Consider the following 14,911-nt stretch of genomic DNA (forward strand, 5'->3'; position numbering starts at 1 on the left):
GCAGGACGCCGAACCCGGACACAGCCGAACCCGGACATAGAGGAAGGCCCCCGATCCGATTCGGATCGAGGGCCTTCCTCATTGTGGGCGAGGGGGGACTTGAACCCCCACGTCCTTACGGACACTGGCACCTGAAGCCAGCGCGTCTGCCATTCCGCCACTCGCCCTGAGCGACGGGAAGAAACGTATCACGGGGTCTGCACCAAAACGAAATCGCCTGGTTATCGGGGGTGCGGAGGGGTGATCACGATCAGCGTTCGCCCCGGGAACCTCGGCTCGCCGCCAAGAGTTACAGGTGTGGACGATCGTGGATATCATGCAATCACCGTGTCCTTGCGGCGACACGCCACGTCGGCGTGTTGCTATTCAAGGACACATCGCGCACGTCACGGCCGGTCGGACAGATGACACGACGCACGCTCCCGCACCGGAGCGGCAGGACCCGAGAAGGGAGGGGGCATGGGAATTGTTTCCCGATTCGAGCGCCGTCTCCAGGGTGCTGTCGGCGATGTCTTCGCCCGCGCCTTCGGCGGGAGCGTCGTGCCCCAGGAGGTCGAGGCCGCACTGCAGCGCGAGGCCGCCGACCACATCCAGGATCTCGGTGGCGGGCATCTGCTGGCTCCTAACAGCTATGCCATCACCGTCAACGAGTCGGATCTACGGCAGCTCGTCCAGGGCGAGGGACAGCCGGATCGCGATCTCGCCACGCAGGATTACGAGCTCACCAAGCGTGCTTTCGCCAAGCATCTGCAGGACTACATCCGCGAGCAAGGGTGGCAGACCTACGGTGAAGTACACGTGGAGTTCGAGGCATCCCCTACGCTGCACACCGGACAGTTCAGGACACGCGGCCGGGTCGATCCGGACGCGGGTGGGCGGGCAGGCCCGTCACCGGGACCTGGACGCCCACAACGACCCAACCCGCAACCAGGAGCTGGCCCCATGACGCAGAACTCAGGCTACGACCCAAGCCGTGAGCCCGCGGAGTCCGATCCGCGGAACCGCGGGTACGCGCCCCCGCCTGCGGGCCGTCAAGGTCAGCAGGGTTACGGCGAGTACGGCCACGGTGGTCAGCAGGGCTACGAGCAGGGCGGCTACGGCCAGTCCGAGCAGGCCTACGGCGACTACCAGAATGGCTACGACTACAACCAGCAGCAGGGCGGCGGTTACGGCCAGCAGCAGGGCGGCTACGCCGAGCAGGGCTACGGCCAGCAGCAGGGCTACGGCCAGTCCGAGCAGGCCTACGGCCAGCAGCAGGGCTACGCCGACCAGGGCTACGGCCAGCAGCAGCACGGCTACGACCAGGCCTACAGCGAGCAGGGCGGCGGTTACGGCCAGCAGCAGCAGGGCTACGCCGACCAGGGCTACGGCCAGCAGCAGGGCTATGGCCAGCAGGGCTACGACCAGGGCGGCTACGGTCAGCAGGGCTACGCCGAGCAGGGGTACGGGCAGCAGCAGGGCTATGGCCAGCAGGGCTACGACCAGTACCAGGAGCAGGCCGGCTACGGCGACGAGCAGGCGTACGGCCAGCAGCAGGGCTACGGCCAGCAGCAGGCCGGCTACGGCGCGGCGCCGGCGCGCAGCGGCTCGGGCTACTCGGCCACGCTGCAGCTGGACGACGGCTCCGGCCGTACCTACCAGTTGCGCGAGGGCAGCAACATCATCGGCCGCGGGCAGGACGCGCACTTCCGGTTGCCGGATACGGGAGTTTCCCGGCGCCACATCGAGGTTCGCTGGGACGGCCAGACCGCGATGCTCTCGGACCTCGGTTCGACCAATGGCACGCTGGTCAACGGGTCTCCCGTCCAGGATTGGCAGCTCGCCGACGGGGATGTCATCCGCGCCGGACATTCCGAGATCCTGATCCGGATCGTCTGATCCCGTAAGCTCGCGGTGCAGGTCACGATATGGCTGGGAATTCCTCGGTCGTATCGTGATCGCAACCGGTCGACGGCCCTATGATGCTGCCAATGCTCGCGGCGGACTCTGGCCGCGCTGACCAGCAACACACCGGTTGGGGGTCACGGAGCCACACCTCCGTAACTGCCCCGTACTCACGACACGGTCGAACAGGAGGTGGAGCACCGTGCAGGGATTGATCCTGCAATTGACCCGTGCGGGGTTCCTGCTGTTGTTGTGGCTGTTCGTGTGGGCGGTGCTCCGGACCCTGCGCAGCGATATCTACGCGGCTTCCGGCCTTCGGGTCGCGCCTCGGGCCGCAGGCGGTTCCGCGGTGCTCCCATCATTCCGCCGGGGCCAGAAGGGCGCCAAATATCTCGTGGTGACTCAGGGTTCTCTCGCCGGCACCCGCATCTCGCTCGGCACACAGCCGGTGCTGATCGGGCGGGCCGACGACTCCACACTGGTTCTCACCGACGACTACGCCTCCACCCGCCACGCGCGACTGTCTCCGCGTGGTGAGGATTGGTACGTCGAGGATCTCGGTTCCACCAACGGGACCTACCTCGACCGGTCGAAGGTCACCACTCCGGTCCGAGTTCCACTCGGCACCCCTGTCCGTGTCGGCAAGACAGTGATCGAGCTGCGATCGTGACACTTGTTCTCCGCTACGCAGCGCGCAGCGACCGTGGTCTCGTCCGAGCCAACAACGAGGATTCCGTCTACGCAGGTGCGCGACTGCTCGCGCTGGCGGACGGCATGGGCGGCCACGCCGCCGGTGAGGTCGCCTCGCAGCTGATGATCGCCGCCCTGGCGCATCTGGACGACGACGAGCCCGGCGACGATCTGCTCGGCAAGCTGAATCGTGCTGTGCACGAAGGCAATGCGGCCATCGCCGACCAGGTCGAGGAGGAGCCCGAACTCGACGGCATGGGCACCACGCTCACCGCCATCCTGTTCGCCGGGCGCAAACTCGGCCTCGCCCACATCGGCGACTCCCGCGCCTACATGCTCAGAGGCGGTGAGCTGGCCCAGATCACCCGCGACGACACCTTCGTGCAGTCGCTGGTGGACGAGGGGCGGATCACCCCGGAGCAGGCCCACACTCATCCCCAGCGCTCCCTGATCATGCGGGCGCTCACCGGCAACGAGATCGACCCCACCCTGGTGGTGCGGGAGGCGCGTGCCGGGGACCGCTATCTGCTCTGCTCCGACGGCCTCTCGGACGTGGTGAGCGACGAGACCATCGCCAACACGCTGCGCGAGGGCACCACCGACGAGTCGGCGGATCGGCTCATCGAATTGGCGTTGCGCAGTGGCGGTCCCGACAACGTGACCGTGGTGGTCGCCGACGTCATCGATCTGGACTACGGCCAGAGCCACCCGATCGTGGCGGGCGCGGCCTCCGGCGAGGACGAGGACACTCCCCCGCCGAACACCGCCGCCGGCCGGGCCGCCGCCATGCGCCCGCCGCGCGCCACGCCGCGCCGCGCGGTGCCGCAGCCCGAACCCGAACCGCCCAAGAAGAGCCACAAGCTGCGCTGGCTGGCGCTGTCACTGGCCCTGCTGGTGGCGGTCGGCGCGGGACTCACCGTGGGCTACAACATGATTCGCAGCAACTACTACGTCGGCGTGGACGGCGAGAAGGTGGTCGTGCTGCGCGGCCTGCCCGGTTCGGTGCTGGGCTACTCCATCCGCGATGTGGACCAGGTCGGCTGCGTCACGCGCGGCGGCGAATTGACGCTGACCGCACCCGGCGACAAGTTTCCCTCCGGCTGTGCCCAGCTGACCCGCAACGATCTCCGCCCCAGCGGCCGCGATTCGGTCGACAAGGGCCTGCCGCCCGGTTCCCGCGACGACGCCGTCAAGCAGATCCGGAACCTGGTGCAGGGCGAACTGCTGCCCCCGTGCGAGAAGCAGCAGCAGGCGCCGGTCACGCCGTCGACCACGCCGGTCGCGCCGCCCGCCGACCCCAACCAGCCGGGCACACCCGTCACCACCACCCCGGCCGCTCCGGCCGCGCCCGGCAACCTCACCGGCGGTGAGCGCACCGGCGAGAACCACCCCCTGGAACCCCGCAAGACCGACCAGCCGACCGCTCCTGTCACCACCACCACGGCACCGCAGACTCCGGGGCAGAACTGCAGGACGGCGGACTGATGTCCGCACCGGCACCGCCGTCCACTGGGGCTTTTCCCAGTCCACCGGGCGGATTCGCTCCTGCGCCGCCGCCCGCCACCCGGCGCAATGTCGAGCTGCTGCTCCTGGGGCTGGCGGCCGTCATCACGACGGTGTCGCTGGTGCTGGTGGAGGCCAGTCAGGAGCAGGCGATCACCTGGGAGATCGCCAAACTCGGTGCCGCGTACATGGCGTTGTTCGGCGTCGCGCATCTGGCGGTGCGGCGGTTCGCGGCCTTCGCGGATCCGGTCCTACTACCGATCGTGGCGCTGCTGAACGGGTTGGGCCTGGTGGTGATCCACCGCATCGACCTGGCGCAGGCACAGGACGCCGCGTTCGCCTCGCTGCCCATCCCCTCCCCCGACGCCAACCAGCAGGTGCTGTGGACGGGGCTGGGGATGGTGGTTTTCACCGGGTTGTTGATCGCGCTGCGTGACTACCGCAGCCTGGCCCGCTACGCCTACACCCTCGGCCTGATCGGGGTCATCGCCCTCGCCCTGCCCGCGGTGCTGCCGGACCGGTACTCGCAGGTGAACGGCGCGAAGATCTGGATTCGCCTGCCGGGCTTCAGTGTTCAGCCCGGTGAGTTCGCCAAGATCGCGCTCATCGTGTTCTTCGCCGGTGTGCTGGTGTCCAAGCGCGACCTGTTCACCGGAGCGGGCAAGCACGTGTTCGGCATGGAGCTGCCGCGCATGCGCGACATGGGCCCGATCCTGCTGGTCTGGGTGCTGTCGGTGGGTGTGCTGGTGGTGGAGAAGGACCTGGGCACCTCGCTGCTCATCTTCGCCACCGTGCTGTGCATGCTCTACATCGCGACCGAGCGGGTGGGCTGGGTGGCGGTCGGGCTGGTGCTGCTGACCATCGGGGTGGTGTTCGCCTACTTCGCGTTCGGGCATGTGCGGGTGCGGTTCTCAACCTGGCTGCATCCCTTCGCCGACTACTCCAATACCGGCTACCAGATCTCGCAGTCGCTGTTCGGGCTGGCCACCGGCGGACTGGCCGGGACCGGGCTGGGCAGCGGGCGGCCCTCGCAGGTGCCGTTCGCCAAGACCGACTTCATCATCTCCGCCATCGGGGAGGAGCTCGGCCTGATCGGGCTGACCGCCATCCTGATGCTGTTCTGCGTGTTCACCATTCGCGGGATCCGCACCGCGCTGGCCATTCGCGACAGCTTCGGCAAGCTGCTGGCCGCGGGCCTGTCCTTCACGATCGCCATCCAGGTGTTCGTGGTGGTCGGCGGCGTCACCAAGCTGATTCCGCTGACCGGTCTCACCACGCCGTACATGTCCTACGGCGGTTCGTCCCTGCTGGCCAACTATGTGCTGCTGGGCCTGCTGATCAAGGTGTCCGACGCCGCTCGCCGGCCGGCCCCCGCCCGCAAGCGGGCGGAGCCGATCGCGGACGCGTCGACTCAACTGTTGCGCAAGGTCGAGGGGGGTGGCGCGTGAACACGCCGCTGCGCCGGGTGGCGCTGGCGGTCATGGTGATGATCGTCGCGCTGCTCGCCAATGCCACCTATGTGCAGGTGTTCAAGGCCGACAGCCTGCGCAACGATCCGCGCAATGTGCGAGTCCTGCTGGACGAGTACGCACGTCAGCGCGGCCAGATCTCGGCGGCGGGCACGGTGCTGGCCTCGTCGGTCGCCACCGACGACCGCTACAAGTACCTGCGCACCTACCCGACCGATCCGCTGGCCTACGCGCCCGCCACCGGCTACTACTCGATGCAGTACGGCAGCAACCAGCTCGAGCACGCCGAGGACTCGGTGCTCAACGGCTCCGACAACAGCCTGTTCGGGCGCCGGCTCATCGACATGATCTCCGGCCGGGATCCGCGCGGCGGCAATGTGGTGACCACGCTCAACCCGGTCATGCAGAAGGTCGCCTACGACCAGCTCACCGCCAAGAACCTGACCGGTTCGGTGGTGGCCGTCGAGCCCAGCACCGGCCGCATCCTGACCATGGTCTCGACGCCGTCCTACGACCCGAACCTGCTGGCCGGGCACGACGGCGCCGCCACCCAGAAGACCTGGGAGCAGCTGCAGCAGGATCCGCGCCAGCCGATGCTGAATCGCGCTGTCTCGCAGACCTATCCGCCGGGCTCCACCTTCAAGGTGATCGTGACCGCGGCCGCGCTGTCCAACGGCATCGCCAAGCCCGACGATCAGTTCACCGCGGCGCCGCGGATCACGCTGCCCGACACCACCACCACGCTGGAGAATTACAACGGCAGCCACTGCGGTCCCGGCGACGCCCAAACCGCTTCTCTCACCGACGCTTTCAAGTACTCCTGTAACACCGCCTTCGCCGAGCTCGGTATGAAGGTCGGAGCCGCGAAACTCAAGGACGAGGCCAGCGCGTTCGGCATCGGAACCCAGCACCCCAATATTCCGATCCCCTGGGCGGACAGCACGGTCGGAACGATTCCCGACAATGCGGCCATGGCCCAGTCCAGCATCGGTCAGCGCGACGTCGCGCTCACCCCGCTGGACAATGCGGTTATCGCGGCCACCATCGCCAATGGCGGCGTGCGGATGAAGCCGTTTCTGGTGGACCAGCTGCAGGCGCCCGATCTGAGCACGCTGGAGACCACCAAGCCGACCTCGGTGGGCCAGGCGGTGACACCGCAGGTGGCCACCCAGATCACCAATCTGATGCTGGAGTCGGAGAAGAACACGCAGGGAGGGACGCAGCCGCGCTCGTATCAGATCGCGTCGAAGACCGGCACGGCCGAGCACGGCAACGATCCGCGCAACACGCCGCCGCACGCCTGGTACATCGCCTTCGCGCCGGCGCAGAACCCGAAGATCGCGATAGCGGTGATCGTCGAGAACGGCGGCGACCGGGCACTGGCGGCCACCGGCGGCTCCGTGGCCGCCCCGATCGCGCGAGCGGTGCTGGACGCCGGACTGGGGGGCTGAACGACATGAGAGTGCAAGGTAGACAGGGTCACGAATGCTGAACAACGGTGCGATGATCGCGGACCGGTACCGGCTGCAGCGGCTGATCGCGACCGGCGGCATGGGTCAGGTCTGGGAAGCGCTGGACACCCGGCTGGACCGCCGGGTCGCCGTGAAGGTGCTCAAGGCGGAGTTCTCCGCCGATCCGACCTTCCGGCAGCGCTTCCGTACCGAGGCGCGGACCACCGCGCAGCTCAACCACCCGGGCATCGCGAGCATCTACGACTACGGCGAAACGCAGGACGGGTCGGGCGGCGAAATCGCCTACCTGGTCATGGAGTACGTACAGGGTGAACCGCTCAACGCGGTGCTGTCGCGGTTGAACCGGCTCTCGGTGGCGCAGGGTCTGGACATGCTCGAGCAGACCGGGCGCGCTCTCCAGGTCGCGCACCTGGCGGGCGTGGTGCACCGGGATGTGAAGCCGGGCAATATCCTCGTGACCCCGACCGGTCAGGTGAAGATCACCGACTTCGGCATCGCCAAGGCGGTGGACGCCTCCCCGGTCACCAAGACCGGCATGGTGATGGGCACCGCCCAGTACATCGCGCCGGAGCAGGCCACCGGCGAGGACGCCACCGCCGCCTCCGACGTGTACTCCCTGGGCGTGGTCGGCTACGAGGCGCTCTCGGGCGCCCGGCCGTTCACCGGTGACGGTGCGCTGACCGTGGCCATGAAACACGTGCGGGAGGCCCCGCCGCCGCTGCCCGCCGATCTGCCGCCGAATGTGCGCGAGCTCATCGAGATCACCATGGCCAAGGATCCGGGCCAGCGCTACACCAATGGCGGCGAGTTCGCCGACGCGGTGGCCGCGGTGCGCTCGGGTCGCCGGCCCACGCCGCCCGGCGGCATTCCGTCCGTGCCGCCGATGACCGGCGCCACCCGGGTGCTGCCGCCCGGACCGACCATGATCATGCCGGGCGCCCGGGCCGACCAGGCCACCACCCGGTACGCGCCGCCGCCGCAGCCCATGCGCGGCGTCGCCGAGCCGCCCGCCTCCGCGACCACCGTGATGCCCGGACCGCGCACTCCGGCGGGCCCGATGACCTTCACCGGTGCCGAAGACCTCGGAACCGGGCGATTCACCGCCGGCCAGAAGGCCATCGCCGGGCTCGGCGTGGGCGCGCTCATTCTGGGCGCGGCCGCCGCCATCGTGCTGATGAGCAGCTCCTCGCACGACTCCACGCCGCCCGCCCGCACCAGCGCGGTGGTGGCGCCCCCGGTGATCACGCCGACCACCACCACGCCCCCGCCGACCACGACCACCCGGGAACGGCCGGTGCCGCCGCCCGCGGTGACCACCTACGAGCCGCCGCCGACCACCACACCCGAGCCGACGACCACGCCACCGCCCACCACGACCGCGCCGCCGACCACCACCGTGCCGAAGACCACCACCTCGGCACGGCCGACCACCACCGGCCGCTGGCCCTGGCCGAACAACGACATACCATCATTGCCAGCGAATCCGGGCGGAGTGAGTCCCGGCGGCGGGAATCCCGGCGGGGTGACTCCCGGCGTAGTAAGTCCCGGCAGTAACCGCGGTCCTGTCTACGAGTCCGACCCCTATTCATCCACAGTCCCGCAGCAAGGATTGCCATGACGACCCCGAAGAACCTCTCCTCCCGCTACGAGCTGGGCGAGATCATCGGGTTCGGTGGCATGTCCGAGGTCCACAAGGCCCGGGATCTGCGGCTCGGCCGGGATGTGGCCATCAAGGTGCTGCGCGCCGACCTCGCCCGCGACCCCACGTTCTACCTGCGTTTCAAGCGGGAGGCGCAGAACGCGGCGGCGCTCAACCATCCGGCGATCGTGGCGGTGTACGACACCGGCGAGGCCGAGGTGGACGGCGGCCCGCTGCCCTACATCGTCATGGAGTACGTCGACGGCGACACCCTGCGCGACCTGGTGCGCGGCAAGGGCCCGCTGCCGCCCCGGCGCGCCATGGAGGTCATCGCGGATGTGTGTGCGGCGCTGGACTTCTCGCACCGCAACGGCATCGTGCACCGGGACATGAAGCCCGCCAACATCATGATCAACCGCGCCGGCGCGGTGAAGGTGATGGACTTCGGCATCGCCCGGGCCCTCGCCGACAGCTCCAACCCCATGACCCAGACGGCCGCCGTCATCGGCACCGCCCAGTACCTCTCGCCCGAGCAGGCCCGCGGCGAACAGGTGGATGCCCGCTCGGACGTGTACTCGGTGGGCTGTGTGCTCTACGAGATCCTCACCGGCGAACCGCCTTTCACCGGCGACTCGCCGGTCGCGGTGGCCTACCAGCACGTCCGGGAGGATCCGCGGCTGCCGTCGCAGGTGCATCCGGGCGTGCCACGCGAACTCGATTCGGTCGTGCTCAAGGCCATGAGCAAGAACCCGGCCAACCGGTACCAGACCGCTGCGGAAATGCGCGCCGACCTGATCCGGGTGCTGGGCGGGCAGAAACCCACCGCGCCCATGGTGATGACCGACGAGGACCGCAGCTTCGACGACGAACTGCCGCCGCCGCGCAGCTACCGCACCGTCGAGCGCCGCGACGACACCACCGAGCAGGAGATCGTCGAGGCGAGCCCGCGCCGGCGCACGGCGCTGATCGCGGTGCTCGCGGTGGCGGCGATCGCCGCGGTCGGCGGTCTGCTGTGGATGCTGATCGGACCCGGCTCGCATCCGGATCAGGTCGCGGTGCCGGATGTGGCCAATCAGAACTACCAACTGGCGCAACGGGATCTGGAGCGAGCCGGTTTCACGGTCGCCATCCAGCAGAAGAACGATCCCAAGGTGGCGCAGGGCAATGTGATCGCCACCCAGCCGCTGGGCGGTTCGCGGGTCGACAAGGGCAGCACCGTCACCCTGCAGGTGTCGGCCGGCCCGCAGCAGGTGCCGGTGCCGAAACTGGCCGGGCTCACCCAGCAGCAGGCCGAACAGCAGCTGAATTCCCAGGGGCTGCGGCTGAATCCGGATGTGAAGCGGGAAGCGTCCAGCACCGAGGACAAGGACAAGATCGTCGGGCAGACCCCCGACGCGGGGCAGAAGATCGACTCCGACGGGCAGGTCACCATCACCCTCGGCTCCGGCCCGGACAAGGTGCGGGTGCCCGACGTGGTCGGCCAGTCCATCGACGTCGCGCAGTCGACGCTGTCGGACACCGCCGGTTTCAAGGTGACCGTGCAGGAGGTGCCGAACAACCAGCCCAAGGGCACGGTCATCGCCACCAATCCGCCCGCGGGCACCCAGGCCGACAAGGGTTCCAGCATCACCGTGCAGGTCTCCAGCGGCGACCAGCTGACCATGCCCGACCTGCGCGGCATGACCCCGGCCCAGGCCGTGGACATGCTGCGGCAGAAGGGCTGGAACGGGCAGGTCAGCCAGAACAACATGAGCACCCTGAACGCGGGTGAGGTCGGGCGCATCCTGGCCCAGCAGCCGACCGCGGGCTCGCCGCTGGGCAAGAGCCAGACGGTGACCATCACGACCGGCGTGCTGTCGCTCGGCCCGCCGTGATGCCGATTCCACTGTGAGAACAGGGGGTTCGCGGACTGTCCGCGAACCCCCTTTGTTTCATGTGAAACCTTCGGCGCGCGAAACCTACAGTCGCAGATGACGGTTCATCGACATGGCCTCTTCGGCCAGATCCGGCAGCTCCATCACCTCGACGCCGTGCTCGCGCAGCTTCTCCACCCCGACGCAGTTGTCCACGAAAGTGCCGGGCTCCCGCCAGGCGATGACCACACGCCGGATGCCGGCCCGGAGAATGCGATCCGTGCAGGGCAGCCGATCCTGGCTCGCCCGCTGCGAGCACGGTTCCAGCGTGCTGTACAGCGTGGACGACGGCAGCCGCGGATCGTCCGGCTCCAGCTTGTTCAGCGCCGACTCCTCGGCGTGCACCTTGTCGTCGGTCTCCCGCGACCACCCGTGCGCGATCTCCACCCCGTCCGCGCCCACGATCACCGCGCCCACCGCGAAGGCGGTGTCGCTGTGCCGGCACAACCGCGCCAGGCCGATGGCGTGCCGCATCCAGCCGCGATCCAGCCGTGCCTCGTCATCCGACATCGGAATCCTCCTTCGGCAGATAGCGCAGCAGCGCGATATCGCCGATCCGGCCCACATCGGCCAGCTGCATGCGGTGATTGGGGCCGCCCGGGAAGGCGGCGGGCCCGAGAAAGCGCGGGGCGGCCGGATCCCCGACCACGACCGGCGCCACGGCCATCCGGATCTCGTCGGCCAGACCGGCGGACAGGAAGCCGGTGTGAATGGCACCGCCGCCCTCGACCATGAGCCGCTCCAGGCCGCGTTTGCCCAGGTCATCGAGCAGGGCATCGAATTCGATCAACGAGCCGAGCGAGACGATCTCGGCCAGCCCGGCCAAACGGTCACCGATGCGGGTGGCTCCGGAATCGGTGGTGTAGACCAGTCTTTCGCCGCCGCAGTGCCAGAACCGCAGTTCCGGGTCGAGATCGCCACCGGCGGTGACGATCACGCGCACCGGATACTCCGGCTTGCCCGCGGCGACCCGATGCAGGCGCCGATCCGCACTGTTGACCAGCAGCCGGGGATTGTCGCGGCGCAGGGTTTCCGCGCCGATCAGGATGGCGTCGGAGTCCGCGCGCAGCGCGTCCACCCGATCGAAATCGGCTGCGTTGGACAGCAGCAGCCGGTCGGGGCCGGTGTCGTCGATATAGCCGTCGATGCTGACGGCCACCGACAGCATGACGTGCGGCCTCATGACGCTGTATCCATGTGGCATGCGCGGGGGCCCTGCGTGGTTACGCAGGCAAGCGCTGGGAGGTGGAACGGCTCCTCCGGGCCCTGACCGCTCATGCCAGTGCCGCGACCTCCGCCTCCAGGGTCTGCACCAGTCCCTCCGCCGGCCGCTCGCCGCACACGCCGAGCCAGTTGGCGAGCATGCGGTGCCCGCCCTGGGTGAGCACGGATTCGGGATGGAACTGCACACCGTGAATGGGCAGATCGCGATGCCGCATAGCCATGACGATGCCGGATTCGGTGCGGCCCAGCACCTCCAGCTCCGGCGGCATGGTCTCCTCGAGGACGGTCAGCGAGTGGTAGCGGGTGGCGATGAACGGATCCGGCAGACCGGCCAGCACGCCCGCGCCGATGTGGAAGACCTCGCTGGTCTTGCCGTGCAACAGTTCGGGGGCACGGGTCACGGTGGCGCCGAACGCTTCTCCGATGGCCTGATGACCCAGGCAGACGCCGAGCAGCGGAGTGGCGTGCCGGGCGGCGGCGTGCACCAGGGCGATGCTGGCGCCGGCGCGATCGGGGGTGCCGGGCCCGGGGCTGATCAGCACCCCGTCGTAGTCCTGCACAACCTTGTCCACATCCGCGAGCCGATCATCGTCGTTGCGCCAGACCTCGGCATCCACACCCAGCTGTCCGAGATACTGAACCAGGTTGAACACGAAGCTGTCGTAGTTGTCGACGACCAGTACACGCATGATTCGAGAGTAGTTGGCGCGGTGCGCGCCGTCGCACGCAATACCGCCGAACCGTGTCGCCACAATCGACCGGGCACTCCCCAACGACACTTTCCACAGGGTTGCCGGGATAATGTCTATGCAGACAGAACGCCGAATACGAGGACGTCATGCCTAAGTCAAAGGTCCGGAAGAAGACCGACTACACGATCAACCCGGCCAGCCGCACGCCCGTACGGGTGAAATCGGCAGGTCCGTCGCCGGTCTGGTACGTCGCCATCATGCTGGGCTTCATGCTGGCCGGGCTGGCCTGGCTGCTCGTCTACTACCTGGCGAACGAGCACATCGGCTGGATGAGCGACCTGGGCGCGTGGAACTTCCTGATCGGGTTCGGCCTGATGGTCGTCGGCCTGATCATGACCATGCGCTGGCGCTGAGTCCGGCACATGTGTGGCTTACACCATTGTTATTCATACACACCTGTGGATGAGCCTGTGGACAACTCGAGGAGGGAGTGGGGACAGTGACAGCCCCCGATCCCTCCTCCCCTCTCGCCTGGTCCACACCCCCGGCCGCGCTCGCGGCCTGCGCCGTCGGCGGCCTCGCGCTGGTCGTGGCCGCCTTCGTGACGAACGATGCGCCCGGCCGCCTGCTCATCGGTGTCGCCGCGCTGGGACTGCTCTTCCTCACCGGCATGGGGTTGCGGCAGCGGCCGCGCCTGGCGATCGAGCCCGGTAACCCTGTGCATATCGTGGTGCGTGGCCTGACCGGGCTGCAGCGCTACACGCCCCAGCAGATCCTGCGCGTCCGCGTGGTGTACTACCGGCGACTCGGCCGGCGGATGCCCATGCTCGAGATGGATGTGGATCACCACGGCGAAGAGAAGCTGCTGATCCTGGGCCGCTGGGATCTGGGCGCGCACCCCGAGGATGTCCTCGAGGTGCTGCGTATTCACCTGGCGCGCTAGAGGCTCGGCGCGGCCAGCACCGTCGCCAGCACCGCGAGCAGCGCCACCACCGCCACCGCCGCCCAGCCGATGTTCAGCGCCGTGCGAGTCTCCCGAATCCCCAGCCAGCGCGGCACGTAGAGGATGCCGGTGGTGGCGATCGTGCCCGCCAGCAGTCCGCCCAGGTGCGCCCAGATCGAGATGCCGGGCACCGAGAAGGTGATGATCAGGTTGATCACCAGCAGCACCGCGATCTGGGTGAGGTTCTGCCGGGTCCGCAGCATGATCACGGCCACCGCGCCGAAGATGCCGAAGATCGCGCCCGACGCGCCCGCCGAGGCGGTGAGCGGATCCGACAGCGCGGTCACCGCCGCCGAACCGCCGAGCAGCGAGGCCAGGTAGACGGCCACGAATCGCCCACGGCCCAGCGCCACTTCGCAGTACGGGCCGAGCACGTAGAGCGCGAACATATTGGCCAGCAGGTGAATCGGCCCGTAGTGCAGGAAGCCCGACCCCAGCACCCGCACCCAGCCGCCGTCGCCGACGAAGGCGGGCACCAGCACCCAGTCGTAGAACAGCCGCGACCGCTGGTTGTCCATCAGGCTGTGGGCCTGGAGCACGGTGACCGCGTAGACGATCACATTGATGGCGATCAGCGAGTAGGTGACGTACGGGTTGGGTATCCGCGACACCGCGGTCCCGGCGGCGTTGCGGACCGGCCGGACATCGTTGCGGCCCTGCTGGACACAGTCCACGCAGTGCTGTCCGACCGCGGCCGGGGTGAGGCATTCGGGACAGGCCGAGCGCCCGCACCGGGTGCAGGCCAGACCGGTGGGCCGGTCGGGGTGGCGGTAGCAGGTCGGCGCGGGCGGCTGGGGTTGCATGTGAATTCTCTTCGGCTCTGGCCTGATTCGGCCGGGTCAGGAGATGGTGATGCTGTTGATCACGACGTCGCCGTCCCTGGGACGGTCGTCGTCATCGGTCGGCAGGCCGGCGATGGCGTCGACCACCTTGCGGGATTCGGGGTCGAGGACCTCACCGAAGATGGTGTGCTTGCGGTTCAGGCCCGGCTGCGGGCCCAGGGTGATGAAGAACTGGGAGCCGTTGGTGCCCGGCCCGGCATTGGCCATGGCCAGCAGATAGCCGCGGGTGAACCGCAGTTCCGGGTGGAATTCGTCCTTGAACTCGTAGCCGGGACCGCCGCGGCCGGTGCCGGTGGGGTCGCCGCCCTGAATCACGAATCCGTCGATCACGCGGTGGAAGATCGCGCCGTCGTAGAACGGTCCGGAGTCGGTGCCGGAGGCGTTCTTCGTGGTGTACCGCGCGGAACCGTCGGCCAGGCCGAGGAAGTTGCGGACCGTGGCGGGGGCGTGGTTACCGAAGAGCGAGATCTTGATGTCACCGTGGCTGGTGTGCAGCGTCGCCACGGCGGTCTGATTCGGTGAGGTCACGCCCGCCAGCCTAGGCGCAGGGCCGGAGCACGCCCGGAATCGGCACAATTTC

General features: G+C 68.6%; 14 protein-coding genes and 1 tRNA gene. 9 read left to right on the forward strand and 6 right to left on the reverse strand.

All coding sequences use genetic code 11. From position 1 onward, the window contains the following. Positions 1–84 precede the first annotated feature (84 nt). Positions 85–167 (reverse strand) — tRNA-Leu (locus ACWEKS_RS07620). A gap of 292 nt (positions 168–459) precedes the next feature. Here ACWEKS_RS07620 and ACWEKS_RS07625 point away from each other — a divergent pair. From ACWEKS_RS07625 to pknB, 7 genes are all read left to right on the forward strand, one after another. Then, entirely contained in the window at positions 460–1,878 is a 1,419-nt protein-coding gene (locus tag ACWEKS_RS07625) for a DUF3662 and FHA domain-containing protein (RefSeq protein ID WP_452339338.1), read from the forward strand. Positions 1,879–2,086: 208 nt separating this feature from the next. Then, positions 2,087–2,554, forward strand: a complete 468-nt coding sequence (locus tag ACWEKS_RS07630) for an FHA domain-containing protein FhaB/FipA (RefSeq protein ID WP_040862589.1) — start codon at positions 2,087–2,089, stop codon at positions 2,552–2,554. After that, complete coding sequence (locus ACWEKS_RS07635; RefSeq protein WP_452339339.1) at positions 2,551–4,059, forward strand: PP2C family protein-serine/threonine phosphatase; 1,509 nt, start codon at positions 2,551–2,553, stop codon at positions 4,057–4,059. The genes ACWEKS_RS07630 and ACWEKS_RS07635 overlap by 4 nt, the downstream gene beginning before the upstream one ends. Further along, positions 4,059–5,525: an FtsW/RodA/SpoVE family cell cycle protein gene (locus tag ACWEKS_RS07640; RefSeq protein ID WP_452339340.1), complete on the forward strand. Its 1,467-nt coding sequence runs from the start codon at positions 4,059–4,061 to the stop codon at positions 5,523–5,525. The genes ACWEKS_RS07635 and ACWEKS_RS07640 overlap by 1 nt, the downstream gene beginning before the upstream one ends. Then, complete coding sequence (locus ACWEKS_RS07645; RefSeq protein WP_379392950.1) at positions 5,522–6,997, forward strand: peptidoglycan D,D-transpeptidase FtsI family protein; 1,476 nt, start codon at positions 5,522–5,524, stop codon at positions 6,995–6,997. Before ACWEKS_RS07640 ends, ACWEKS_RS07645 begins: the two co-directional genes overlap by 4 nt. Positions 6,998–7,031: 34 nt before the next feature. Continuing rightward, entirely contained in the window at positions 7,032–8,636 is a 1,605-nt protein-coding gene (locus ACWEKS_RS07650) for a protein kinase domain-containing protein (RefSeq protein ID WP_452339341.1), read from the forward strand. Next, the gene (pknB, locus tag ACWEKS_RS07655) at positions 8,633–10,531 is read left to right on the forward strand and encodes a Stk1 family PASTA domain-containing Ser/Thr kinase (RefSeq protein ID WP_354847406.1); all 1,899 of its coding nucleotides are present in this window, start codon (positions 8,633–8,635) and stop codon (positions 10,529–10,531) included. The genes ACWEKS_RS07650 and pknB overlap by 4 nt, the downstream gene beginning before the upstream one ends. A gap of 84 nt (positions 10,532–10,615) precedes the next feature. On the opposite strand, the gene ACWEKS_RS07660 is transcribed toward pknB, so the two are convergent. From ACWEKS_RS07660 to ACWEKS_RS07670, 3 genes are all read right to left on the reverse strand, one after another. Next, positions 10,616–11,080: a dCMP deaminase gene (locus ACWEKS_RS07660; protein WP_452339342.1), complete on the reverse strand. Its 465-nt coding sequence runs from the start codon at positions 11,078–11,080 to the stop codon at positions 10,616–10,618. Then, positions 11,070–11,753, reverse strand: a complete 684-nt coding sequence (locus tag ACWEKS_RS07665) for a RibD family protein (RefSeq protein ID WP_452339343.1) — start codon at positions 11,751–11,753, stop codon at positions 11,070–11,072. The genes ACWEKS_RS07660 and ACWEKS_RS07665 overlap by 11 nt, the downstream gene beginning before the upstream one ends. 91 nt (positions 11,754–11,844) lie before the next feature. Next, the gene (locus ACWEKS_RS07670; RefSeq protein WP_452339344.1) at positions 11,845–12,483 is read right to left on the reverse strand and encodes an aminodeoxychorismate/anthranilate synthase component II; all 639 of its coding nucleotides are present in this window, start codon (positions 12,481–12,483) and stop codon (positions 11,845–11,847) included. 149 nt (positions 12,484–12,632) lie between these two features. On the opposite strand from ACWEKS_RS07670, the gene crgA reads away from it, so the two are divergent. Beyond that, the gene (gene crgA / locus ACWEKS_RS07675) at positions 12,633–12,899 is read left to right on the forward strand and encodes a cell division protein CrgA (RefSeq protein WP_040862582.1); all 267 of its coding nucleotides are present in this window, start codon (positions 12,633–12,635) and stop codon (positions 12,897–12,899) included. A gap of 86 nt (positions 12,900–12,985) precedes the next feature. Continuing rightward, positions 12,986–13,429 carry a PH domain-containing protein gene (locus ACWEKS_RS07680; RefSeq protein WP_452339345.1) on the forward strand — a complete coding sequence of 148 codons (444 nt, stop codon included), beginning with the start codon at positions 12,986–12,988 and terminating at the stop codon, positions 13,427–13,429. Here the strand turns inward: ACWEKS_RS07680 and ACWEKS_RS07685 are convergent. Further along, the gene (locus tag ACWEKS_RS07685; RefSeq protein WP_452339346.1) at positions 13,426–14,292 is read right to left on the reverse strand and encodes a rhomboid family intramembrane serine protease; all 867 of its coding nucleotides are present in this window, start codon (positions 14,290–14,292) and stop codon (positions 13,426–13,428) included. The two genes, ACWEKS_RS07680 and ACWEKS_RS07685, sit on opposite strands and share 4 nt — an antisense overlap. A 36-nt stretch (positions 14,293–14,328) precedes the next feature. Next, complete coding sequence (locus ACWEKS_RS07690; protein WP_364609714.1) at positions 14,329–14,868, reverse strand: peptidylprolyl isomerase; 540 nt, start codon at positions 14,866–14,868, stop codon at positions 14,329–14,331. Positions 14,869–14,911 lie beyond the last annotated feature (43 nt).

The organism is Nocardia sp. NPDC004711 (assembly GCF_053601595.1).